This window comes from Pseudomonadota bacterium (genome assembly GCA_023229365.1).
Classification (GTDB): domain Bacteria; phylum Myxococcota_A; class Polyangia; order JAAYKL01; family JAAYKL01; genus JALNZK01.
In genome coordinates, this window is the sequence record JALNZK010000004.1 from 71585 (window position 1) to 95096 (window position 23512).

The following is a 23512-nucleotide window of genomic DNA, read 5'->3' on the forward strand; positions in this document are numbered from 1 at the left end:
CATGGTGATCCCGATGCGCGATGGTGCAACGGGTGCCGGACGGCGGGCCGATCTCGTGTGGGGCGCAGCGCTGTTCGCCGCGGCGCTCGCGGCCTTCCTCGTCACGCCGACCCCCGGGATGTCCGACGCGCGGTACGCGCTGCTCGTCAGCGAGGCGCTGCTCGAGCGGGGCTCGATCCGGCTCGACCCCTGGTTCGATCCCGGCACCAAGGCCGAGCCCGCGCGCGATCTGCCGTACCAGGTCAACCTGCGGGGCGGCCACGCGTACTACGCGTTCCCGCAGGGCACGTCGATCCTGTCCGTCCCCGTCGTCGCCGCGGCGAGGCTCTTCGGCGCTTCTCCGGTCGCCGCCGAAGGCGCCTATGATCCCGGCGCGGAGGCGCGGCTGCAGCACTCGATCGCGAGCGCGCTCATGGCCGCGGTCGTCCTCCTCGTTTTCCTGTCCGCGCGCCTCACGGCGCCGCGCCCCGCGGCCGCCCTCGTGGCGATCGCCGCCGGGTTCGCGACGCCTGTCTGGACCACGGCGTCGCGCGCGATGTGGTCGCACACCTTCCTGCTCGTGATCTACGCCGTCGCGGCGCTCCTGCTCCTGCGCTGGGAGCTCCGCGGTCGCCGGGCCCACCCGGTGCTCCTGGCGACACTCCTCGCGTGGGCGTTCCTCGTGCGCCCGACCGCCGCGGCGGGCGCGATCGCGATCGCGGGGTACGTCGCGTGGCGCCGGCCGCGCGATCTCGTGACGCTCGGGCTCGCCGGGCTGTTCTGGTTCGCGCTGTTCGCCGCCGCCTCGCACGCGGCGGAACGCAGCTGGCTCCTCCCCGAGTACCGGCCGTCGAGGCTCGGCTCCGCGACCCCCTTCGAGGGGCTCGCCGGGGCGCTCCTGTCGCCGGGGCGCGGCCTGCTCCTGTACTGCCCTTTGGCCGCGGCGGTGCCGGCGCTGCTCGTGCGATTCTGGCGCGACGTGCCCGGGAAGCCGCTCGTCGCGGCGCTCGGCGCCGCCGTCGTCCTGCACGTGATCACCGTCGCCGCGTTCCCGCACTGGTGGGGCGGCCACTCGTTCGGCCCGAGGCTGCTCGTGGACACGGTGCCGTTCCTCGCCGCCCTCGCCGCGCTCGGGCTCGCCGGTGCGCGAGGCTCCCGGGCGTGGATCGCCGTCGCCGCGGTCCTGCTCGCGACGAGCGTCGCGATCCAGGCCGCGGGCGCCCTCTCGATCGCGCCGCACCTGTGGAACATCCTGCCGGTCGACGTCGACGCGGCCCCGGCGCGCCTCTGGGACCTCGCGGACTTCCCGCCGCTGCGCGCGCTGCGCTGAGCGGCGCCGGCTACAGGACGTCGAGCATCAGCCCGGCGAGCACCCACGGCTGCACCGGCCACGGCGCGGCCACGCGCTCGACCCTGTCGCCGGAGCCGATGACGTAGGCGGTCCGGTTGAACGGGATCTCGGCGCCCGCCGCCGCGTAGATCGTCACCGGCGCGAGGACGTGCAGCCCGATCCCGACGACCGCGAGCGCGCTGACCAGGATGGAGGGCTCGGTGTCCGTCGCGCGCAGATCCGGCGCGAGCGACGACAGCCTCGGCACGAGGTAGTCGACGACGAGGTTCGCCTCGCCGAAGCCGCGCACGAGACCTTCCCCGACGTGCGCCTTGAAGCCGACGTGGAACGGGTGGCGCGTCAGCTCCAGGTCGCCGAGCGCGCCGCGCACCGCGACCGGGGACAGGGCGGTGTAGCCTGCGTACGCCGCCAGCCCGTACGGAACCGTGGCGCCGAGCCGGAGGTTGACGCCGTGCGACACCCCGAGCTGCTTCGACGCGACGTGCATCGCGTACTCCGTCTCCTGCAGGAGGCCGAAGTCGCGATCGCCCGGGACCGGCTCCTGTCGCCGCGCGTCCGGCGGCGCGCGCGCGGGGGCGGCAGGCGGGCTCCGCGATCCCGTGGGCGGCGCTTCGGGCGCGGGGATCACGGGCGTCGCGGGCGTCGCGGGCTCGCGCGCCGCGGCGAGGATCTGCTCCACCGCGGTCCGGATGATGACCGCCATGGCCTCCACCTGGGCGTCCGGATCCGGCTCGCCGACGCGCCGCACGAACGCCTCTCCCGCGGCGGTGCCCGCCGCGACGGCGCAGACCGTGCCCCCCTCCGCGGGATCGATCCAGATCGCCGCGAACGCGCCGGCGTTCCTCGCGATCGCCCGCGCCTCCACGGCGCCGTCGGGCGGGGGGCGGAGCGCGGCCTCCACGTCGACCATGAACAGCTCGACGTCGAGGTCGAGCAACCCGCTGCCCGCCGCGACGACGAGCGAGTCGGCGAGCTCCTTCTGCGCGGGCGGGACGAGGAGGGCGAACGGCCGCTTCGCGGGGGTTTCGTCCGCGATGGCGGCGGCCGCGCCGAGGAGCGGGAGGAGGAAGCAGATCGCGACGGCCCGAGGGCGGATCGTCCGCTGCGCGCCCATGCGCTAGACGCCGATGAACAGGCGGTTGCCGAAGTTGCGCTCGAGCCCGGCCGTGAAGATCCGGTTCGCCGCGGTCTCGATGTCGTACTCGACGCGCTTGAACTGGAACATGCGGGTCTCGGTGTCGAAGATGGTGTAGCTCGCCCGGTTGTCGTAGTCGCGCGGCTGGCCGATCGAGCCGACCGAGATCACGAACTTCCGCTCCCTGTCGACGTAGAACTGCTTGGCGGCGATCTCCTCGACCGTGCTCGGCGTGAGCGCGAACACCCGGCACAGGTGGGAGTGCCCGATGAAGGTGATCTGGTCGAGCATGTGGAAGAACGGGAGCAGCGAGAACGCCTGCTCCGGCGCGAAGATGTAGTCGAACTCGCGCTCCTCGATGGGCGATCCGTGGCACAGCTTGATCCCGGCGTCGGGGTACCGCCGCGAGTACGGCAGGTTGCTCAGCCACGCCAGGCCGTCCTCGGTCAGCGCGTTCGCGTGGAGGTCGAGGACGCGCCGGGCCGCGTCGTAGTAGTAGGAATAGTCCATGATGCCCGAGACCGCCGCGTCGTGGTTGCCGAGCACCACCTCGGTCGTCGTCGCGCGCACGAGCTCCACGCACTCGTTGGGGCTCGCGCCGTAGCCCACGACGTCGCCGGCGCACAGGAACATGTCGATCCTCTCGGATTCGTACGCCGCGAGCACGGCGTGGAGCGCCTCGAGGTTCGCGTGGATATCGCTGAAAATGCCCAACCGCATGGATGATCGTACCCCGAAGAGACCCCTTATACTTTGCGCCGTTCGGCCTGTCCACATCCCGGCGGCGGCTAGCCGTCGTCCCCCGGATCCCCGTCGTTGTCGGACAGAAGGTCCGCGAAGCTCACGCCCTTGCCGGCGCCGCGGCTCTCGGCCTGCCCGGCCGCCTTGTCCTTGCCGTGGATCCCGCGCCTGCCCGACGCCGGGTCCCCGGACTTCGCTCGCGCGGGCGCGATCGAGTCGTCGGCGAGCCAGTCGTCGTCGAGGAGCGGCTCGTTCACGTCGACGCCGTCCATCTGGGGCCCGGACGGCGGGATCGACGGCACCGACTGCGGCTTTTCCGTTTCCGCGAGATCCGCGAACGCCGCGTGGATCTCCTGCGCGGTCTTCGGCTTGGCCTTGGGCGCGGGCTCCTTCGACTTGCGCTCCGGCCGCTCCCGAGGGGCGGGCGCGGCGGCGGGCGCGGCGGCCTCCCCGAACAGCCACACCTGCAGCGCGGCGACGCCCACGACGGTCGCGGGATTGGCGGCGTACGGCGGCGCGTACGGCGACGGGTTCGCCGCGAACTTGGCGAGCAGCTCGGCGCGCAGCTCGAGCTCCCGGTGCGCGAGCGCGTCCGGGACGAACAGCGCCCGGCGCTGGCGCTCGGGCTGATCCACGACGAACGGCTCGGCGAGCGCGAGGTCGGCGGCGCAGGTCGGGCACCGCGCGGGCTGCAGCCCGGCGTCGGTGAGGATCTCGAGCAGCTCGGGCTGCTCGTCGAGGTCCACCGCGGTGAACAGCTCGGCGACGAACCTGTGGCCCTTCGGGCAGACGCAATACGATTCCCGTCGCGTCGTGCCCGCTGAGGACCATCCGGCCGGCGGACGCGTTTTCGTGCTCTTCGCCATGGCGGTGACCCTTCTTTTAGCACGGAAACGGGGCGTGACAAAGGCGGGGAGAGGAACGAAACGGAGATCGGCTCCCCGTCCACTCGGTCCACTTTGTCCATCGTGTCCACTGCCCGGCGATGGACGGAATGGACGGAGTGGACGGGAATGGACCCGAGGCAGGCTGGGCCCTCGCTGGCGCGGCGGGGCCGATTCTGCTATTCGAAACGACGTGCGGTGCGCGCCATGAAAGTCGTATTCGTCTACCCGAAGTTCGAGAAGTTCCTCGAAGGGGTGCCCGAGCTGAACAAGGAGCTCGTGGACCACTACCTCGGCCAGTACACGACCCCGCCGTCGCTCGGGATCCCGATCCTCGCCGCGCTCACGCCCCCTACGTGGGAGGTCGAGCTCGTCGACGACAACAACGGCGATCCCGTCGACTTCGACGCGCCCGCCGACCTCGTCGCGATCAACTGCTTCACGCCGCAGGCGACCCGCGCCATGGAGCTCGCGGACGGCTACCGCGCGGCCGGGAAGAGGGTCGCCATGGGCGGCTACTGGCCGTCGACCATGCCCGACGAGGCGCTCCTCCACTGCGACGCGGTGAACGTCGGCGACGGCGAGCCGACCTGGCCGAGGATCCTCGCGGACGCCGCGGCCGGGGCGCTCGCGCGCAAGTACGTCGGCGGCACGCGGGCCGATCTCGCGTCGCTCCCGATCCCGCGCCGCGACCTCTTCTACGCGAAGCGCGGCTACGACTGGAACGAAGACCTCGTCCAGGTGGCGCGCGGCTGCACGTACAACTGCTCCATGTGCGCCATCCCGACCCACGCGGGCCACCGGATCCGGCTGCGGCCGGTCGAGGCGATCGCGGCCGAGATGCGGACGCTCCGGCACGACAACGTCTACCTCGCGGACGATCTCCTCTTCTTCCCGAGCCGGCGGCTCGAGGAGTGGTCGCGCGCCCTGTTCGAGGCGCTCGCGCCGCTCGGCAAGAAGTACTTCGTGACGTCGACGATGGCGCTCAAGACGGACGACGATCTGCTCGACCGGATCGCCCGCGCCGGGGTCACGTCGTTCTACTGCACGATGAACGTGGATCCGAAGTCGATCCGCGCGCTCGGCGGCGACGCCGAGGCCCAGGCCGAGCTCGCCGACCTCGTGGCGAAGCTCGAGGGCCGCGGGATCCGGTTCTACGCGTCGATAGGCCTCGGCCGCGACTGGGACGGGCCCGGGCTCGCGGACGCGATCCTCGAGCTGTGCGCCAAGGCGCGCATCCGCACCGCCGAGTTCTTCCTGTTCTGCCCCTACCCCGGCTCGTCGCTCTGGGACCGGCTCGAGCGCCAGGGCCGGATCCTCCACCGCGAGTGGCGGAAGTACAACGGCGCGCACGTCGTGTGGCGGCCGGCCAACCTCGAGCCGGACGGGCTGCACGAGCAGTTCCTGCGGCTGTGGCGCGAGTTCTATGCCGCGCAGGACTCGGGTGACGTCGTCCGCAACCTGGAGCCGGATCGCTCGGACGCGCACCTCGCCGAGCGGCGGCGGCGGGCTGGCGCCGAGGGCGAGGGATGACCGGCTCGCAGATGCGGCGCGCGGCGATCACCGGGATCGGCGTGCTCTCGCCGGTCGGGCTCTCCCGCGCCGAGGTCGCTCGGGCGGTCGCTGAAGGCCTGTCGGGGATCGCGCCCATCGAGGCGTTCGACACCGCCCCGTTCCGGACGCGGTTCGGCGGCGAGGTGCGCGGGTTCGACCCTATGGCGGCGCTGACCGCCGAGGAGCGGGCCGGGCTCGGCGACAGGTACCTCGAGCTCGCGGTGGCCGCGGCGCGGCAGGCGGTGCGCGACGCCGGGCTCCCGTGGTCGCGCGAGGCGCCGGCCGGCGCGCGCGTGGGGCTCGTCGTCGGCACGTGCAACGGCGGGCTGCTCACCGCGGAGCGGCACTACAGGATGCTCGCCGGGCTCGAGCCGGACGCCTTCGACAGGAGGATGAACCGCAACATCCGCTACCACGGCATCGGCGCGGCGCTCGCCCACGCGTTCGGCGTCGCCGGCCCGACGCTCGTCGTCTCCACCGCGTGCTCGTCGTCCACCTGCGCGCTCGGCGCGGCGCTCGAGCTGCTCGCGGCCGGGGACGCGGACGCCGTGATCGCGGGCGGCTCGGACGCGCTCTGCCTCTCGACGATGGCCGGGTTCGACTCGATCAAGGCGACGTCGACCGGCCGGATCGCGCCGTTCTCCCTGCCCCCGGGGCTCAACCTGGGCGAGGGCGCGGCGTTCTGGATCCTCGAGGAGCTCGGGGCGGCGCGGCGCCGCGGGGCGCGGATCGACGGCGAGCTGCTCGGGTACGCGTTCACGGCCGACGCCCACCACCCGACCGCGCCGGATCCGCGCGGCGACGGGCAGTACCGCACGATGGCGCGCGCGCTCGAGCGGGCCGGGGTCGCGGCGGCCGAGCTCGGCTGCATCAACCTGCACGGGACCGGCACCGAGGCGAACGATCGCACCGAGACCAAGTCCGTGCGGAGGATCATCGGAGACGCGGCGATCCCGTGCCACTCGTTCAAGTCGCAGGTCGGGCATTGCCTCGGCGCGGCCGGCGCCCTCGAGGCCACGGCCGGGCTGCTCGGGATGATAGGCGGCGTGATCCCGGCGACGATCAACTTCTCCGAGCCGCGGCCCGGGTGCGACCTCGACGTCGTGCCCAACGCGCCGCGGCCCGCGCGCTACTCGCGGTTCCTGTCGTGCAACTACGCGTTCGGCGGGCACAACGCGGCGATCGCGGTCGGCGCGTGCGAGCCCGGGAGGCCCCCCGCGGCGGGACCGGATCCCGGGGCGCAAGCCGTGGTCACCGGGTGCGGCGCGGTCACGCCGTTCGGGCTCGGGGTGGACGCCCTGCTCGCGGGCCTGCGCGCCGGGCGCACGGCGCTCTCGCCCTTCGGCGATCGCGTCGCCGAACCGTCGCGGGCGCGCCTCGGCGGCCTCGTGCCGCAGTTCGCGGCGCGCGACGTCGACAAGCGGCTCGACTTCCGATCGCTCACGCGCATCTCGCGGTACGCGATCGCGGCGGCGCGGCTCGCGCTCGCCGGCTCGGGGCTCCGGCTCGGCCCCAAGGAGGGGCTCGAGACCGGCGTCGTGAGCGGCGTGTACGTCGGCACGAGCGAGGAGGAGTACATGCGGCTCGTGACGCGCACGAAGGGCGCCGAGGTGGACATCGGCTCGTTCGCGTCCATCGTGCCGAACGCGACCGGCGGCTTCGTCTCGAACGCGCTCGCCCTCAAGGGGTACTCGTGCACGGTCACGATGGCCGCGGACGCGGGGCTCTTCGCTTTGCGCCTCGCGCAGCTCGCGATCGAGAGCCGCTCGACCGCGCGGGTCGTCGCCGGCGGCGCGGACGAGCTCTACTCGCGGTACGTCCTCAACTACGACGTGCTTGACTACCTCAAGAGCGGCGCGGCGGAGGAGCGCTGCGGCATCGACCTCGAGGTCGACGATCGGCGCGTCCTCGCCGAGGGCGCGGCGTACGCGATCGTCGAGGAGCGGGCCGTGGCCGCGGCGCGCGGCGCGCGGGTCCTCGCCAGGATCGCGGGCAGCGGCCACACCACCGACGCGGCGGCGTTCGGCGGCGCCGCCCGGACGCCGGACGGCTTGGCGCGGGCGATCGCCCTCGCGCTCGAGTCCGCCGGCTGGTCGGCCGACGACGTCGGCCTCGTGTGCTGGTCGCCCCAGGGGAACCGCGGCGACGCCGTGACGCTCGCGGCGCTCGAGGCGGCGCTCGGCGCGCGCGGCAAGACGGTCCCGCTCGTCACGAGCGCGCTCCACACCGGGCCCGCCGAGGCGGGCCCGGGCGTCACGACGCTCGCGGCGCTGCTCGGCGCGTGGGCGGACGGCCGCGGCATGTGGCGGGAGCGGACGGGCGTCCCATCGATCGACGGGCGCGCCGCGCCGCAGGGAGCCGCAAGGGCGCTGCTCGTCGCCACGAGCGACCAGGGGTTCAACCTCGCGATCGCGATCGAGCCCGAGGGAGGTGCCGCGTGACCCGCGTCCGCGTCGCGATCACCGGCATCGGGACGATCTGCGCGATCGGCCGCGACACCGCGGCGTTCACGGACGCGCTCCGGCGCGGCGACCGCGGCTTCTCGCGGATCGACGATCCGCGCCTCCGGGGGCTGCGCGTCACGCACGCGGCGCTCGTCCGGGGGTTCGAGCCGGACCCCGCGGCGCCCGAGGAGATCGGCGGGCTCGATAGGCACGTCCACCTCGCGCTTTGCGCGCTGCGCGAGGCGCTCGGCGGGGCGGGGCTGTCGGCGGGGCTCGGCGCCCGCGGGGGCGTCGTGCTCGGCACCTGCTCGGGCGGGATGCTGTCGATCGAGCGCCACTACGAGGCGCTCGCGCGCGGAGAGGATCCCGTCGACGCGCGGCTCCTGTTTTCGAAGCGGTACTACACCGCGGCCAAGGTGCTCGCGTGGGCCGCGGGAGCGCGCGGCCCGGCGCTGACCGTGGTCACCGCGTGTGCCGCCGGCACCGGCGCGATCGCGCAGGCGGCGGATCTGATCCGCGCGGGGTACGCGGACGTCGTCGCGGCGGGCGGGGCGGACGCCTTCGCGCCGTCGACGCTCGCCGGGTTCGACGCGCTCAAGGCCACGGCCGAGGGGATGTGCGCGCCGTTCTCCCAGCCCGTCGGCCTGAACCTGGGCGAGGGCGCCGCGTTCCTCGTGCTCGAGCGGTACGATCGCGCCGTCGGGCGGGCTGCGCCGATCCTCGCCGAGCTGCTCGGCACCGGGCTCAGCAACGACGCGTACCACCCGACCGCGCCCGATCCGACGGCGCGCGGCCAGATGGCGGCGATGCAGGCGGCGCTCGCGGACGCCGGGATCACCGCCGCGCAGATCGATTACATCAACGCGCACGGCACCGGCACGCGGGCGAACGACCCGGCCGAGTCGCGCGCGATCTCCCGGCTTCTCGGCGAGCGGGCCGCCCGGGTGCCCGTGAGCTCCACGAAGTCGATGATCGGCCACTGCCTCGGCGGCGCGGGCGCGCTCGAGGCGTCGGCCACCGTGCTCGCGGCGCGGGCCGGCTTCCTGCCGCCCACGGCCGGCTTCGCCGGCAGGCGCGAGGGCTGCGATCTCGACTGCGTGCCGGACGCCGGGCGGCGCTTCGCGGGGAGGATCGCCCTGAGCAACAGCTTCGGCTTCGCGGGCAACAACGCGTGCGTCGTCCTCGACACGGCGCCGTGCGCGGACGAGGGGTTCGGCGCGGCCGCGCGGCCCGCGGGCGACGTCGCGGTGGTGACCGGCTGCTCCGCCATCACGCCTTTCGGCGTGGGGACGCGCGCCCTCGCGGGAGGCGCCTCGGCGATCGCCGATGTCGCGAGGTTCGAGGCGCCCGTGCGGCCGTTCCCGGCCGGGCTCGTGCCTCCCGTCGACGCGCGCGAGGTGGATCGCCGCCTCGACCTCAAGGGCATGGACCCGTGCTCGCGCTACGCGGCGCTCGCGGCCCGCGCGGCGCTCGACGCGGCGGCGCTCAAGCCGCGGCCCCGCGCGACCTCGGAGGTCGGGCTCGTCCTCGGCATCGCGACCGGCCCGGGACAGGGAGAGGCGGAGCACCTCGAGGCGGTGTTCCGCGGCGACTTCGTGCTCCAGCACCTCGGCGCGTTCCCCTACGTCGTGCCGAACGAGGTGGCCGGGAACGTCGCCCGCGCCCTCCTCCTGCGCGGCCACTCGACGGTGATCGCCGCCGGGCAGGGCGCCGGCCTCGCCGCGTGCGCCTCGTCCGCGATCGCCGTCGCGCTCGGGCACGTCGAGGCGATCGTCGCGGCCGCCGCGGACGAGCTGACACCGCGCAGCGTCGCCGACGGCTACAAGGTCGGGCAGCTCGGGCCCGGGACCCGCGTCGTGCCGGGAGAGGGGGCCGCCGCGTTCGTCCTCGAGAGCCGAAAGGCCGCGGCCGAGCGCGGGGCCGCGCCGCTCGCCGAGGTGCGGGGCGCGGCGCTCGTCACCGAAGGCTCTTCCCCGTGCGCCGGCGACCGCGCGGCCGCGTGCCTGCGCGCCGCCGAGGAGGCGCTGTCCCGGGCCGGGATCGCCCCCGGCGACGTGACCGCGCTCGTCGCCGGATCCGCCGCGACCGGCGCCCCGGAAGAGGAGATTCGCGCCCTCGCCGGGCTCTTCGGCGGGCGGCTCGCGGCGGGCGATCTCGCCGCGCGCATCGGGTTCGCCGAGGCCGCGCTGCCGCTCATCGAGCTCGCCGTCGCGATCGAGCTCGCCGCCCCGGACGAAATAGTCCTCGCGGCGTGGGCGTCCCCGGAGGGGTTCGGCAGCGCCGTCGTGCTCCGGCGCCTCCCAAATTTCTAGGTCCTGACCGCCTTGGATCGCTACAATACCGGCATGAAGCGAAGCGGCATGGTGATCGGGCTCGTCGCCTGGATGTGCTCGGGCTGCCAGATCGAGTTTCCGGATCTGCGCTCCGGCGGTGGGGACGGCGGATCGGACACGGATACGGACGCCGATACGGACACCGGCACGGACACCGACACCGACGCGGACACGGATGTCGACACGGATACGGATGTCGATACCGACACGGACGCCGATACCGACACGGACACCGACCCCGTGGAGGGGTGCGCGTGGCGGATGCAGCTCGCCTTCGACAACAGCGCCTCGGCCGAGACGCTGGTCGCCTTCCCGCTGCCGGTGGCGTTGGACGCGACGGCGCTCGACTACGCGCACACCGCCGACTCGGGCGAGGACGTCGTGTTCGTCGACGGCGACGGCGTGACCGTGCTCCCTCACGAGATCGAGAGCTGGGACGAGAGCGGGACGTCGTACCTGTGGGTCGGGATCCCGGCGATCGACGGCGGCTCCACGACCGACCACGTCTGGATGTACTACGGGTGCACGGCGCCTCCGGCGCCGGATCCGGCCGGCGTCTGGGACGACGGGTTCGTCGCGGTCTGGCACCTCGCCGAGCTGGCCAGCGACGAGTGGTCCGCGGCCGCGCACGCGGACGCGACCGGCGGCGGCAGCACCGGCGGGCAGAACGGAAACGCCAGCGCCCCCGGCACGTTCGCGACGTGCCAGGACTTCGACGGAGACGACTTCGTGCGCGTGCCCGACGGCGCCGCGCTGGACGTCACCGGGGCGATCACGCTCGAGGCCTGGGCGCGCTTCGACGCCCTGCCGGGCAACAACGAGTTCGGCTACCTCGCGGGCAAGTACGACACGGGCGCGGACGATCGCTCCTACGCGCTCTATCTCTACGAGAACGAGCCGCGATTCATCATCTCCCACGACGGCGTGGACGCGACGACCGCGGCGTGGTCCGGCGTCACGGCGGTCACGGGCCAGTGGTACTACCTCGTCGGCGTCTGGACCGGCGACGGCGGCTCGGCCGCGGTGCGGATCTACGTCGACGGCGTGTTCAGCGGATCGGACGCCGGTCCGGCGCCTGCCCAGATCCACGCGGGCGCGGCCGATCTCCTCATCGGCGGCAAGCTTTTCGCCGGGGAGCCCAACCTGTGGGTCGACGCGCAGATCGACGAGGTCCGGCTCTCGAACGTGGCCCGCTCGGCCGCGTGGATCGCGACCCAGCACCTCGCCATGACCGGCGGCTTCGTCACCTTCGGCGCCGAGGAGGAGTTGTAGCTCTCCGGTTGTCCATGGCACAAAGCGTGGCACACCTGAGATTTGCGCGATCCCACTGATTGTCCTGTCATTCTGCTAGAATAGGTGCGAGCAGAAAGAATCGGTAGAGGTGGCACGGCGCGTGCTTCGTTTCAGGCGCAGGGCAGGTGCCGGTACCGTTCGGCGCCGACGAACCCGGAGGAGGACGCGATGACGAATTCGATTTCGAAGCTTCTTCCGCTCGTTGCGGCGCTCGCGGCCGCCCTGTTCTTCTCCGCTTGCGGCGACGACGATGCCGACGACGACGGCGACAGCGGTGTCGAGGAGCCGGCCTGCGTGGCAGCACCGCTGGAGTGCGAAGAGTACGTCTGCGGTGGTGACTTTGTTCTCTCCGACATCCTTTTCGACACCCCCGTGCTCCCGATTTGCACGACCATCGAGGGAAGCCTGACCGTCGACAGCCTCGGATGCCCCGACATCCAACCACCGCAATGCCTGCGACACGTCACTGGCGATGTGAGCATTAGTAACGATCCTTGGAACGACGACCTGGCGAGCTTGCGGAGCCTGGAGACGGTCGGCGGCAACCTGGCAATAGGTACCAACTACATGGGCGGCACGTTGGGGATCTTCACGCTCGACGGCTTGAGCAACCTGCGCGAAGTGGGCGATTCCCTCGGGGTATTCAGCAACAACGACCTGGAGAACGTCGACGGTCTGTGCAACCTGGAGAGCGTCCAAAGGATCGGGTTTCAGGACAACCCCGCGCTCACGGACGTCGATGGGCTCGAGAAGATCAAGCACGTCGAAGGGGACGTCAATTTCCATAGCCTCATGCCCTGCATCGGGCACCCTTCCCTGCAAGACGTGGAGGGGCTTCGAAACCTGAGCTACGTCGGCGGCAACTTCGGGATTGTTGCCGGCGACGGGTGCTCGAACGACTCTCTCGAAACCCTCTCCGGGCTTCGCAGCCTCGAATTCGTGGGCGCCAAGCTTTCTCTGGCTCAGAACCCATTGGTACAAGACCTGGACGGGCTCTCGGCTCTTCTCACCATCGGCGAGGGGTTGAGGATCTCCAGTAATTGGATTCTCGAGAACGTCGACGGGCTGCTGTCCGTAGAGGAGTTCGGCGGCGACGTCTATGTCCAGTACAACCCGTCTCTGCCGACGTGCGACGCGAACGCTCTTGTCGAGGCGCGCGGGGTTGGAACCGCAGGGGACAGCGCCTGCACCTACCAGAACCTGGACGACGGCTGCTTCCCGGTCGGGGACGAGTTCGATTGCGGACTGTCCGACTACGATTAGCGACTGTGCTTCCTCACGCCGGGTCGGCGGCGCAGACGCTCTCGCGCAGCGCTTCGGGAATCGGGCCGAGCGATGGATCCTCCGCGGCGGCGAACGCCCACAGGCCGGCGAGCGGCGCGGTGCGGCCGAGCGACACCACCTCCGTGTAGCGCGAGAGCGCCGCGAGGTACGGCGGGCACAGGGTGAAGCCGCCCGACCGGTACAGCCTCCCCGGGCGACCCGCGAAGTCGAAGGTCGAGCGCGCGAGCCCGTGGATGAACCGCCCGATCGCGTCCCCGGCGCTCTCGCCGGCCGCGACGGCGTCCATGATCCTTTCTACCGCGTACGTGCCGCACGTCACCTGGGAGTAGCTGTCGTCGACGGTCACCGCCGAGTAGTCGACGGCGTAGAACTTGCCGAGCATCTCGAGCGTCGCGCCGGTCGCCGCCGCGCAGCCGACGGACCAGTCGAGCCGCACGGGCCGCCGCCCCGCGAACGCGACGAGCTTCGCGTCGCGCGAGCCGAGGTCGAGCACGGTGAAGTCGCCCGCGTCCACGAGCTCGAGCGCGCCGCGGCTCAAGGACACGAGGTCGTTCTCGAACCGCGCGGACAGGCTCCGCGCCGAGTGGCCCGTCCCGTAGGCGAAGGAGAAGCCGCGCGCCTTGACCTCGCGCGACGGCACGAGGCGCACCGCCGGCGAGCCCGCCTCGAACACCTTGCACCACGAGCTGCCCGCGTCGCCCAAGAGCACGGCTACCCCCTCGCGGAGAGGCGCACGAACGCCTCGATCTTGGCCATCGTCGCCGCGCCCAGGGAGTCGTGCACGTCGACGTGCATGCCGCGGTGGCGCGCCGCGAGGTGGCGCGCGAGCATCGCCTTGGCGCAGAAGCCCTGGCTGAAGAAGACGATCGGCAGATCGTCGGGCACCTCGGTCTCGAGATCGAGATCCGCCGGGCGGCCGCGCTCGACGCAGCGCGTCCAGCCGAAGACCGCGGTCGTCTCCGGGAACAGATCGAGCAGCTCGATCGGGTGCGGCGGCGTGCCCCAGAAGCCGTGGGTGGGCTCGCGCCGCGAGGCCCGCGCCGACCGGATCTCCTCGTCGGTCAGCGGCTCGACGATCGCCTCCATGATCCGCACGACCCGGGCCTGGAGCGGCCCGGTCGCGTCGCTCAAGATCGCCTCGGACGGCGGATCGATCCCGGGGTTCGTCGTGCGGATCACCTCGACGCCCGCGAGGTCGGCCACGAGCCTCCCGGCGAGCCGTCCGGCGTCGCACTTCTCCTCGCCGGTCGCGGCGACGATCGCGCAGAGCCTGCCGCGCAGGGCGAGCGCGTTGTCCACGCAGTTGCGGATGATGTGGCAGTAGGCGTCCGGAACGGTCCGCGAGGCCTTCGCGTCGTGGTGGACGTCCAGGTCGAAGAACGCCGCTCCGGGGAAGCGCTCGGCCGCGGCCTCGAGCGCCGCGCGCGGCGGGTCGCCCCAGAACCCGATGACGCGCGGGCCGTGAGCCGCCACCGCCTCGAGGCCGTCCCGGCAGAGCTGCACGGCCGGGCCTCAGAGCTTGCCCGCGACGGCCTTGGACAGCTTCATCGCGCAGTGCTTCGGGCCGCACATGGAGCAGTAGCCCGCCTGCACGTCCTCGGGCCGGGCCTGGGACTCCTCGTGCATCTTCTTGGCGCGAGCCGGGTCGAGCGAGAGCGCGAAGATCCGCTCCCAGTCGAACGCCGCCCGCGCCGCCGACAGGGCGTCGTCGCGCTCACGGGCGCCCGGCCTGCCGCGCGCCACGTCGGCCGCGTGCGCCGCGATCTTGAACGCGATCACGCCCTGTCGCACGTCCTCGAGCGTCGGCAGCCCGAGGTGCTCGCGCGGCGTGACGTAGCACAGCATCGACGCGCCCATGAACGCGCCCAGGGTGCCGCCGATCGCCGCCGTGATGTGGTCGTAGCCGGGCGCGACGTCGGTGACGATCGGGCCGAGGATGTAGAACGGCGCCTCGTCGCACAGCTCGCGCTCCCGGCGCATGTTCATCTCGATCTGATCGAACGGGACGTGCCCCGGCCCCTCGACCATTACCTGCACCTCGGCCGCGCGGCACCGCCGCACGAGCGCGCCGAGCGTCTCGAGCTCGCCGAACTGCGCCGCGTCGCTCGCGTCGGCGAGGCACCCCGGCCGCAGGCCGTCGCCGAGGCTCAAGGTGACGTCGTGGCGGCGGCAGATCCCGAGCAGCCGGTCGAACTGGTCGTACAGGGGGTTCTCTCGGCGGTGGTGCACCATCCAGTTGGCGAGGATCGAGCCGCCGCGACTCACGATCCCGCACAGCCGTCTTGCGGCGAGCGGCACGTGCGCGGCGAGCAGGCCAGCGTGCACGGTCATGAAGTCGACGCCCTGCTCAGCCTGGCCCTCGATCACCTCGAACAGCACCTCGGGATCGAGCTCCTCGGGGGTCTCGGCGCGCTCCATCGCCTCGTAGATCGGCACGGTGCCGAGCGGCGCCGGGCAGCGCGCGAGGAGCGCCGCACGGATCTCCCGGATGTGCGGCCCGACCGTGAGGTCCATCACCGCGTCCGAGCCGAGGGAGAGCGCGAGCGCGAGCTTCTCGAGCTCCTCGGTCGCGCACGAGCGGATCGGCGAGCCGCCGATGTTCGTGTTGATCTTGCAGGTCACGGCGTCGCCGATCCCCTGCGGGTCGAGGCCGTCGTGGTGCACGTTCGCCGGGATCACGAGCCGGCCGCGCGCCACCTCGTCGCGCACGAGCTCCGGCGCGAGCCGCTCGCGCTCCGCCACCCGCCGCATCGCGGTCGTCACCTCGCCCGTCTTCGCGAAGTGGAGCTGGGTGACGACCTCGCCGCGCCCCGCGCCCGCCCGTTTTCCGCTCATGCCGAGACCTCCTCGCTGCCCGGTCTTATAAGCCGCCCTCGAGCGGTGCGCAACGCGAACGCGACGCCTTTGCCGCGGCGATCCGCCTGACGCAACAGCGCGAATGCGCTATACTTATCGCGTACACCGGCGAAGAGGAGGCACAGATTTGAGCATGGACAAGCGCAGGGGCGAGCGCGTCGATGCCGACTTCGACTGTTCGATCCGACTCTACCTCAAGAACGGTTCCGACAAACAACAGGTCAGGCTGGTCAACTGCAGCGAGGGCGGGCTGTGCGTGGAGGTTCCCCAGGCGCACGACCCGTTCGACCGGGAGTCGCTCGTCAACTTCCTGTTCCTCGTGGGCGACGACGTCTGCGCCTTCGCGGCGATCGTGAAGTGGGTGAGCGCCGAGGGGGCGCTGGAGGGCACCAACGGCGGCCGGCGCTACGGCGCCAAGATCGCCCCGGGCTCGTCGAGCAACCCGGCGCTCTACTGCGACTACGTCCGCTACCTGTTCCTGAAGCGGCGGTTCCAGTAGTAGGGGTGCGGCTCGCCGCACCCGACGGACGAAGTGCCTACAGCCCCCCGCACTGGGGGGAGTCGAGGTAGACCGCGACCGTCTCGGGGACGACCGGGTCGAGCTCGAGGTAGCTCGTCTCCATCCCCACGAACCAGTCGATGTGCATGCCGATGATCGAGCCGCCCACGTCGTCGGCGCGCAGGCAGCCGTCGTGCGAGCCGCCCTCCGGGAGCGCCACGCCGTCCAGCGCGGGCGCGTACAGCACCGTGCCGTGATCGATCACGTCCTCGTCCACGGCGACGGAGACGTACGGCTCGAGCGCGTTGCCCGCGCTGCCCATGCCCCACGGGAACTCGTCCCCGAGCTCGACGAAGCAGTCGAAGCCGCCGCCGCAGTCGCAGTCGATGTTGAGCATCGTGCCGTCCTCGAGCCGGCCGGTGCCCTCGGTCCGGATCGACGTCGCGAAGGCGTACGGCACGTCCGCGAGGAACGCCGAGTCGCAGTCGCCGAGCGCCGTGTCGTCCGCGCCGTCGAAGTCGGTCTCGAGCGTCACCCAGTAGTAGGTGAGCTCCACCTCGCCGAGCGGAGTGCCGGGATCCGTGTCCTGGTCGGTGTCCGCATCCGTGTCGGAGTCGGTGTCGGTGTCGGAGTCGGAATCGGAGTCGGTATCGGAGTCGGTATCCGAATCGGAGTCGGTGTCCGAATCCGAGTCGCCGCCGGATCCGCCGCCGTCGCCGCACGCCGCGGGCGCTGTCGCCGCGAGGCAGAGCGCGAGGATCGAAAGAGATCTCGTCGTCGCCATCGTCCCCCTCCTGTCAGAGATCGCCCGCGCCGATTATAGCAGCGCCGCGAGGGTGGCGGCGAGGACGTCTGCCATGAACGCGTGCCCCTCGTCCGAGGGGTGCACGCCGTCGTCGAGGTAGAGCTCGGACGCCCGATCGGCGGGCAGCGCGCGCCACGCGGCGTCGGCGTCCGCGAGCGGGAGGGAGCGCTCCGCGGCGAGCGCCCGCAGCGCGCCGTAGTAGGGATCCATCGCCTCCGGCCCGCCGGGGAGATCCGTGGGGCACGAGGTGACGAGGATCGGGAGCGCGCCGGCCCGGACCGCGAGATCCGCGATCCGCCGCACCGCCGCGTCGTACTCGCCGGGCGAGACGCCCGCGTAGCAGTCGTTCAGGCCGAACTGGATCGCGATCGCGTCCGGTTTCGACGCGAGCACAGTCGCGGCGCGCAGGAAGCCGCCCGGCGCGGTGTCGCCCGGCACGCCCGCGTTGATCCGGTCGATCTTCGCTTGCGGGAAGCGCCCCGACAGGGCGTCGACGGCGCGATCGAAGAAGCCGCGCCGCACCATCCAGCCGTAGGTGAGCGAGTCGCCGAGCCCGGCGACGACGAGCGTCCCCGGTCGCCGTGTCCCGGTTTCCAAGGCGGGTTCGAGGCTACCAGTCCATGCAGTCGCCGAACTCCTCGGCGGCGTCTTCGCAGTCGTCCATGGCGCAGTCGTCGCCCCTGTGCTTGACGAAGCAGTTCAGCAGGCTCTGGAACTCGCCCTCGCAGTCCTCGTCCTCGGCCCAGTCGAACGTGTCGTCGCAGATCTCCTCGGCGAGGCCCTCGTCGAAGTTGTACGGATCGCCGTCGTCGTACTACGCGCACGTGTCGACGTAGATGTTGTACCCGTCGTTCTGGCACCACATCTCGCAGTCCTCGTCGTACATCTTCTCGGCCACGTCCTCGCAGGAGTAGTCCTTCGCCTCCTTGTCGCAGCCGGCGGCAGCGAAGGCGAGGCAAACGGCGACGAGCCCGGCGACCAGCAGTGATTGAGCGCGCATCTCTCTCTTCCTTTCTGCGCCCCCACCCCGGGGAGGGCGTGCGGCTCGGAGCTCCGAGCCGCGCCATCATATTCGAACTCGTTGCGGCGACAAGGGGATTTGTCGGCGCCTTTCAGTACGCCTTGGCGAACAGGACGCGCTGCGCGGACGGCCGGCCGGTCTTGATGCACACTCCGGGCTCCGGATCCGGGCCTTGGCCGGGCAGCGGGATGCAGCGGATCGTGACCTTCGTCTCGTCCTTGATCGCGGCCTCGGTCTCGGCCGTGCCGTCCCAGTGGCACCAGGCGAACCGCGCGTCGCCCTCCTGGAAGACGGCGAGGAAGTCCGCCCACGTGTCGATCGTCACCGTGTTGTCGGCGCGGAACCTCCTCGCGCGCTCGAACAGGAACGCCTGGAACCCGTCGAGGACGCCGGGCAGATCCGCCGCCAGCGTCTCGAGCGGCATCTTCGCCTTGCCCTCGGCGATGCGCAGCTTCGTCATCGCGGCGCCCGACGCGAGATCCTTGGGACCGAGCTCGATCCGGACAGGCACGCCCTTGCGCTCCCACTCGTAGTACTTCTCGCCCGGCCGCATACCCTCGCGGCCGTCGAGCTCCACCGCGACGCCCTTGGCCCGCAGATCGTCGCGCAGCTTCGCCGCAGCGGAGAGCACGGCCTCCTTCTCCGCGTCGCTCTTGTGGATCGGCACGATCACGGCCTGGATCGGCGCGAGCCGCGGCGGCAGGATGAGCCCCGTGTCGTCCGAGTGCGTCATGATGAGGCCGCCGATGAGCCGCGTGGAGACGCCCCACGACGTCTGCCACACGAAGTCCTCGCGGCCGGCCTCGTTCTGGAACTTCACGTCGAACGCCCGCCCGAAGTTCTGCCCGAGATCGTGGCTCGTGCCGGCCTGCAGCGCCTTGGCGTCGCGCATCATCGCCTCGATGCAGAACGTCGTCACCGCGCCGGCGAACTTCTCGGAGTCGGTCTTCTGGCCGCGCACGACCGGCATGGCCATCATCTCCTCGGCGAAGTCGCCGTACACGCCGAGCATGCGCACGACCTCGGCCATCGCGTCGTCGTGGGTCGCGTGGGCCGTGTGCCCCTCCTGCCAGAGGAACTCCGTGGTGCGCAGGAACATCCGCGTGTGCAGCTCCCAACGCACGACGTTGGCCCACTGGTTGATGAGCAGCGGCAGGTCCCGGTAGGAGTTGATCCACTTTGCGAAGAAGTGGCCGATGATCGTCTCCGACGTCGGGCGGATCGCGTACTGCTCGCCCTCGGGGAGCGCCTTCCCGCCCGCGTGCGTGACCACCGCGACCTCGGGCGCGAACCCCTCGACGTGCTCGGCCTCCTTCGTGAGGAACGACATCGGGATGAGCAGCGGGAAGTACGCGTTCTTGTGCCCGGTCGCCTTGAAGCGGCGATCGAGGTCGGCCTGGATCCTCTCCCAGATCGCGTAGCCGTGCGGCTTGATCACCATGCACCCCTTGACCACCTTGGCGACCTCCGCGAGATCGCCCTCGCGGATGACGTCCTGGTACCACTGGGGGAAGTCTAAAGCCTGCGGCGTGATCTTTCCTTTTTCCTCGGCCATCTTCACTGCTCCTCGCGTTGTGCGGGGAACGGATAGCACGGGATCGGCGCGGAGGGAATGGACGAGTGGACGGAGTGGACCGAGTGGACGGAATGGACGGAGTGGACCCAACGGACCGAGTGGACCCAACGGATCGGCGGGACGGCGCCAATCGGTTCCTCTGCGACGTGCTACACTCGGGTCGTGGCGACGCTCTCCCATCTCCTCGTGTGGATCGGGCTGGCACTCTTTTTCATCGGCGCGATCGTCTTCCTGGTCGTCTGGCTCCCCGCAAGGTGGGCGCACTACTTCACCCAATGGCGCCCGAGCCTGTGGCGTTCGGGCAAGCGAACGCTGCTGCCGACTTTCGGCCGCGTGGAGACGAGAATCATTCTCGCCTGTTCGGCTGCGATCGCCCTCGGCACTCTGCTAATCTTCGTCGGCAGCGCCATCCGCTGATCGACCGGCCCGCACGGCCCGCCTGCACCACACGTGCAGGATCTCGACGACCGCGGGCGTGAGGCCGGGGATGCGGCTCGCCTGGCCGAGCGTCGCCGGGCGGATGCGGGAGAGCTTCTCCACGGCCTCGGCGCGCAGCCCCGGGAGCGCCGCGTAGTCGATGTCCGCCGGCAGGGCGATCTCGTCCATCGCCGCGAGCTTCTCGGCGAGCGCCTCCTGGCGGCGCACGTACCCCTCGTACTTGATGTCCACCTCGAGACCGGCCTTCGCCTCGGGAGAAAGCTCTGCGAGCCACGGCGCGAGCGCGCTGAGATCCTCGAGCCGCGCGCCTGGGCGCCGCGCGAGATCGGCGAGCGACGTCGGCTTCTTGATCGCGCCCACGCCGAGCGCCGCGAGCGCCGCGAGCGTCACGGCCGAGGGCGCGACCACCGTGGCATGCAGCCGTTCCCGTGCGGCGTTCACGGCGGCGACCCGCGCCCGGATCTCCCGGATCCGATCCGCGTCGAGGAGGCCGGTCCGCTCGCCCTCGTCGACGAGCCGCGCGCCCGCGTTGTCCTCGCGCAGGAGCAGCCGGTGCTCGGCGCGCGACGTGAACATGCGGTACGGCTCGTCCACGCCGCGCGCCGTGAGGTCGTCGATCATCACGCCGGCGTAGGCCCGATCACGGCGCAGCGCGAGCGGGCGATCCCCGCGCAGGGCGAGCGCCGCGTTCGCGCCCGCGACGAGGCCGAGCATCGCGGCCTCCTCGTACCCGGACGTGCCGAGGATCTGCCCCGCGAGGTACATCCCCGAGATCCCGTCGACCTCGAGCGCCGGCGTGAGGCAGGTCGGCTGTATAGCGTCGTACTCCACGGCGTATCCGTAGCGGACGATCCGCGCCTGCTCAAGCCCCGGGATCGCGCGCACCAAAGCCTCCTGGGCGTCCTCGGGCAGGCTCGTCGACAGGCCGGCCGGGTAGATCACGCGGCCGTCGCGATCCTCGGGCTCGAGGAAGATCTGGTGCCGCCCCTTGTCGGGGAAGCGCGCGATCTTCGTCTCGATCGACGGGCAGTACCGCGGGCCGACCCCGGTGATCCCGCCGCCGTACAGCGCCGATCGATCGAGGTTTTTGCGGATCGCCGCGTGGGCCGCCTCGCCCGTGTACGTGACGTGGCAGATCCGTTGCGGCAGGGAGAAACCGCGCGTCGCGGGATCGAAGAACGGCGGCGGCTCGTCCCCCGCCTGACCCTCGAGCCCGGTCGTGTCGATCGTCGATCCGTCGAGCCGCGGGCAGGTGCCGGTCTTGAGCCGGATGAACGGCAGCCCGGCCCGCTCGAGCGACTCGGCGAGCGCGGTCGACGGCGGCGCGCCCAGCCTGCCGCCCGGCGTCCTTCTGCTCCCGACGAACAGCACGCCCCTCAGGAACGTGCCGGCCGTGATGACGACCGCGGTCGCCGTCACTGCGCCGCGGCGCGCGAGCCGAACGCCCGTCACGCGCCTTGGGCGCTCGCCGTGCGCGAGCTCGATCTCGACGACCTCGTCCTCGATGATCGATTCCGGAGGCGCGAGCGCGACGAGCGAGCGTCGCATCGCGGCGGCGTAGGCCGCGGAGTCGGTCTGCACGCGCGTCGATCGAACCGCAGGACCCTTGCGCCTGTTCAGGGTGCGGAACTGGATCCCGGTCTCGTCGGTGACGCGCCCCATCCATCCGCCGAGCGCGACCACCTCGCGCACGAGGTGTCCTTTGCCCGGACCGCCGATCGCCGGGTTGCACGGCTGGACACCGATCTGCGAGATCGCCGGGGTCACGATCGCGGCTCTGGCGCCGATTCGCAGCGCGGCCGCGAACGCCTCGCAACCCGCGTGGCCGCCTCCGATTACAACGACGTCAAAATCCCGTCGGTTTCCCATGTTTTCTAACTATTCAACATGATTAACTAATCAGCAATGACAATCCCGTCGTGGAAAGAACATTGTGGATTCTCCAAAACGTGTAACTTTGACACGGTTTTTGTAATGCGGTAATGGTGTACCACAAGGTAGGGAAGAATAATGAGCAAGAAGGAGTTCAACCCGCTAGAAAAACTCCTCCTCGTGCAGGACGTGGATCTTAAAATTCGTAGCGTCCACAATCAGATCGAAGAGATCCACGTGCGATCCGTGCAAGAGGATCCTGTCCTGAACAGGATGCGCACCGATCTGCGCACGGTCGTCGAGAGCGAGAACACGGCGACGGCGCAGCTCGAGATGTACGAAAACACGCTGGAGGATATCCGCAACGCCATCAAGGGCTTGGCGGCGACACGGAGCGGCGCGTTCAAGCCGCGGACGCGGTCTTCCACAGAGGCGCTGAAGGTCGAAGAGGACAAGCTCGATACCCTCATCGAAGAGACGCAGGCCCAACTCGATCGGCTGAAGGCGCAGCACGCGTCGATCGAGGGCGGCATCGCGCACCGCTCTTCGGCGATGCAGGCCGCGCAGCAGGAGCCCGAGGCCGAGATCCGCAAGCTCCGCGCAAAGGGAAAGCGGCTCGAGAAGCAGCGCACGGAGACGCTCGCCGGAATCCCCACGGTGATGCTGCGAAAGTACGAGCGGTTGCAGGCGTCGCGATCCGGGATCGGCATGACCGTGATGCGGAACGGGATCTGCGAGGTCTGCCGAATGACGATGCCGACCGGCATCCGGTTCCGGCTGCTGAAGGGCGAAGCGATCGAGCTGTGCCCGGCGTGCGGGCGGATGGTCGCGCGGGTCGAGAACACGGTCTCCATTGCAGAGCTCGCGGCGCGCGAGCACGCGGAGAACGCGGCGCGGCGGACCGGCGACACGTGGGAGGAGGTCGAGGAGGACGACCGCGAGGATCGCGAGGGGTTCGAGACCGAGAGCGACCTCGAGCCGGCCGACGAGGAAGCTCCGGACGGAGGCGGCGAGGACGGGGACGAGGAGCGCGGGGGAGAGCGCGGGGGATCGCCATCGTCCGCCAGGAGGCTGAAGAAGCTCAAGGCGGCCGGCTCGAAGCGCGCCCTCGCGCAAGCGAAGGCCCAGGCCGCGAAGAAGACCGCGTCGAAGACCGTGAAGCCGGCGCCGAAGCCGGATGCGAAGCAGGCCGCGAAAAAACCGGCGAAGCCGGCCCCGACCAAGAAGCCGGAGCCGAAGAAGCCGGCGCCGAAGCCGGATGCGAAGCAGGCTGCGAAGAAACCGGCGAAGCCGGCCCCGACCAAGAAGCCGGAGCCGAAGAAGCCGGCGCCGAAGCCGGCCGCGAAGAAACCGGCGCCGAAGAAACCGGAGCCGAAGAAGCCGGCGCCGAAGAAACCGGCCGCGAAGAAACCCGCCAAGAAGAAGTGACAGGCGAGCCGCCGCGGCG

At 71.4% G+C, this 23512-nt stretch carries 20 protein-coding genes and 1 pseudogene; 10 read left to right on the forward strand and 11 right to left on the reverse strand.

What is annotated here, in order from left to right; translation table 11 throughout:
• Nucleotides 1–13: 13 nt before the first annotated feature.
• A complete protein-coding gene (locus M0R80_04770; GenBank protein MCK9458932.1) occupies nt 14–1309 on the forward strand; it encodes a hypothetical protein in 1296 nt (431 codons plus the stop codon).
• A gap of 10 nt (nt 1310–1319) precedes the next feature.
• Here M0R80_04770 and M0R80_04775 read toward each other — a convergent pair whose 3' ends face one another.
• The 3 genes from M0R80_04775 to M0R80_04785 form a co-directional block, all read right to left on the reverse strand.
• Nucleotides 1320–2444, reverse strand: a complete 1125-nt coding sequence (locus M0R80_04775) for a hypothetical protein (GenBank protein MCK9458933.1) — start codon at nt 2442–2444, stop codon at nt 1320–1322.
• A 3-nt stretch (nt 2445–2447) separates the two neighbouring features.
• Complete coding sequence (locus M0R80_04780) at nt 2448–3185, reverse strand: metallophosphatase family protein (protein MCK9458934.1); 738 nt, start codon at nt 3183–3185, stop codon at nt 2448–2450.
• Nucleotides 3186–3253: 68 nt separating this feature from the next.
• On the reverse strand, nt 3254–4072 hold the full coding sequence (locus M0R80_04785) for a CpXC domain-containing protein (protein MCK9458935.1): 819 nt from the start codon (nt 4070–4072) through the stop codon (nt 3254–3256).
• 225 nt (nt 4073–4297) lie between these two features.
• On the opposite strand from M0R80_04785, the gene M0R80_04790 reads away from it, so the two are divergent.
• The 5 genes from M0R80_04790 to M0R80_04810 all read left to right on the forward strand — a co-directional run bounded on the left by M0R80_04790 (nt 4298) and on the right by M0R80_04810 (nt 12977).
• A complete protein-coding gene (locus M0R80_04790; protein MCK9458936.1) occupies nt 4298–5623 on the forward strand; it encodes a radical SAM protein in 1326 nt (441 codons plus the stop codon).
• Nucleotides 5620–8085, forward strand: a complete 2466-nt coding sequence (locus tag M0R80_04795) for a beta-ketoacyl-[acyl-carrier-protein] synthase family protein (protein ID MCK9458937.1) — start codon at nt 5620–5622, stop codon at nt 8083–8085. The genes M0R80_04790 and M0R80_04795 overlap by 4 nt, the downstream gene beginning before the upstream one ends.
• Nucleotides 8082–10400 (forward strand): beta-ketoacyl-[acyl-carrier-protein] synthase family protein, encoded by a 2319-nt coding sequence (locus M0R80_04800; protein MCK9458938.1) that lies wholly within the window; start codon nt 8082–8084, stop codon nt 10398–10400. The genes M0R80_04795 and M0R80_04800 overlap by 4 nt, the downstream gene beginning before the upstream one ends.
• A gap of 33 nt (nt 10401–10433) precedes the next feature.
• On the forward strand, nt 10434–11693 hold the full coding sequence (locus M0R80_04805; protein MCK9458939.1) for a DUF2341 domain-containing protein: 1260 nt from the start codon (nt 10434–10436) through the stop codon (nt 11691–11693).
• Nucleotides 11694–11882: 189 nt separating this feature from the next.
• Nucleotides 11883–12977, forward strand: a complete 1095-nt coding sequence (locus M0R80_04810) for a hypothetical protein (GenBank protein MCK9458940.1) — start codon at nt 11883–11885, stop codon at nt 12975–12977.
• 13 nt (nt 12978–12990) lie between these two features.
• On the opposite strand, the gene M0R80_04815 is transcribed toward M0R80_04810, so the two are convergent.
• The 3 genes and pseudogenes from M0R80_04815 to thiC all read right to left on the reverse strand — a co-directional run bounded on the left by M0R80_04815 (nt 12991) and on the right by thiC (nt 15833).
• Nucleotides 12991–13707 carry a hypothetical protein gene (locus tag M0R80_04815; protein MCK9458941.1) on the reverse strand — a complete coding sequence of 239 codons (717 nt, stop codon included), beginning with the start codon at nt 13705–13707 and terminating at the stop codon, nt 12991–12993.
• Nucleotides 13708–13709: 2 nt separating this feature from the next.
• A complete protein-coding gene (locus tag M0R80_04820) occupies nt 13710–14501 on the reverse strand; it encodes a hypothetical protein (protein MCK9458942.1) in 792 nt (263 codons plus the stop codon).
• A gap of 36 nt (nt 14502–14537) precedes the next feature.
• A pseudogene (gene thiC, locus M0R80_04825) lies at nt 14538–15833 on the reverse strand (phosphomethylpyrimidine synthase ThiC).
• Nucleotides 15834–15987: 154 nt separating this feature from the next.
• Between thiC and M0R80_04830 the strand changes: the two are divergent.
• Nucleotides 15988–16353: a PilZ domain-containing protein gene (locus M0R80_04830; GenBank protein ID MCK9458943.1), complete on the forward strand. Its 366-nt coding sequence runs from the start codon at nt 15988–15990 to the stop codon at nt 16351–16353.
• A 37-nt stretch (nt 16354–16390) separates the two neighbouring features.
• Here M0R80_04830 and M0R80_04835 read toward each other — a convergent pair whose 3' ends face one another.
• Nucleotides 16391–17137, reverse strand: coding sequence for a 3D domain-containing protein (locus tag M0R80_04835; protein ID MCK9458944.1), 747 nt, complete (start codon nt 17135–17137; stop codon nt 16391–16393).
• A gap of 33 nt (nt 17138–17170) precedes the next feature.
• Entirely contained in the window at nt 17171–17755 is a 585-nt protein-coding gene (locus M0R80_04840) for a GDSL-type esterase/lipase family protein (protein ID MCK9458945.1), read from the reverse strand.
• Nucleotides 17756–17778: 23 nt separating this feature from the next.
• Between M0R80_04840 and M0R80_04845 the strand changes: the two genes are divergently transcribed.
• A complete protein-coding gene (locus M0R80_04845) occupies nt 17779–17994 on the forward strand; it encodes a hypothetical protein (GenBank protein MCK9458946.1) in 216 nt (71 codons plus the stop codon).
• Here M0R80_04845 and M0R80_04850 read toward each other — a convergent pair.
• Together M0R80_04850 and proS are read right to left on the reverse strand one after the other, a co-directional pair.
• On the reverse strand, nt 17973–18158 hold the full coding sequence (locus M0R80_04850) for a hypothetical protein (GenBank protein MCK9458947.1): 186 nt from the start codon (nt 18156–18158) through the stop codon (nt 17973–17975). The genes M0R80_04845 and M0R80_04850 overlap by 22 nt on opposite strands.
• 112 nt (nt 18159–18270) lie before the next feature.
• Nucleotides 18271–19734, reverse strand: a complete 1464-nt coding sequence (proS, locus tag M0R80_04855) for a proline--tRNA ligase (GenBank protein ID MCK9458948.1) — start codon at nt 19732–19734, stop codon at nt 18271–18273.
• A 183-nt stretch (nt 19735–19917) separates the two neighbouring features.
• On the opposite strand from proS, the gene M0R80_04860 reads away from it, so the two are divergent.
• Nucleotides 19918–20172 (forward strand): hypothetical protein, encoded by a 255-nt coding sequence (locus M0R80_04860; GenBank protein ID MCK9458949.1) that lies wholly within the window; start codon nt 19918–19920, stop codon nt 20170–20172.
• On the opposite strand, the gene mnmG is transcribed toward M0R80_04860, so the two are convergent.
• A complete protein-coding gene (mnmG, locus tag M0R80_04865) occupies nt 20143–22062 on the reverse strand; it encodes a tRNA uridine-5-carboxymethylaminomethyl(34) synthesis enzyme MnmG (protein MCK9458950.1) in 1920 nt (639 codons plus the stop codon). The two genes, M0R80_04860 and mnmG, sit on opposite strands and share 30 nt — an antisense overlap.
• Before the next feature lie 141 nt (nt 22063–22203).
• On the opposite strand from mnmG, the gene M0R80_04870 reads away from it, so the two are divergent.
• Entirely contained in the window at nt 22204–23493 is a 1290-nt protein-coding gene (locus M0R80_04870; GenBank protein ID MCK9458951.1) for a hypothetical protein, read from the forward strand.
• Nucleotides 23494–23512 lie beyond the last annotated feature (19 nt).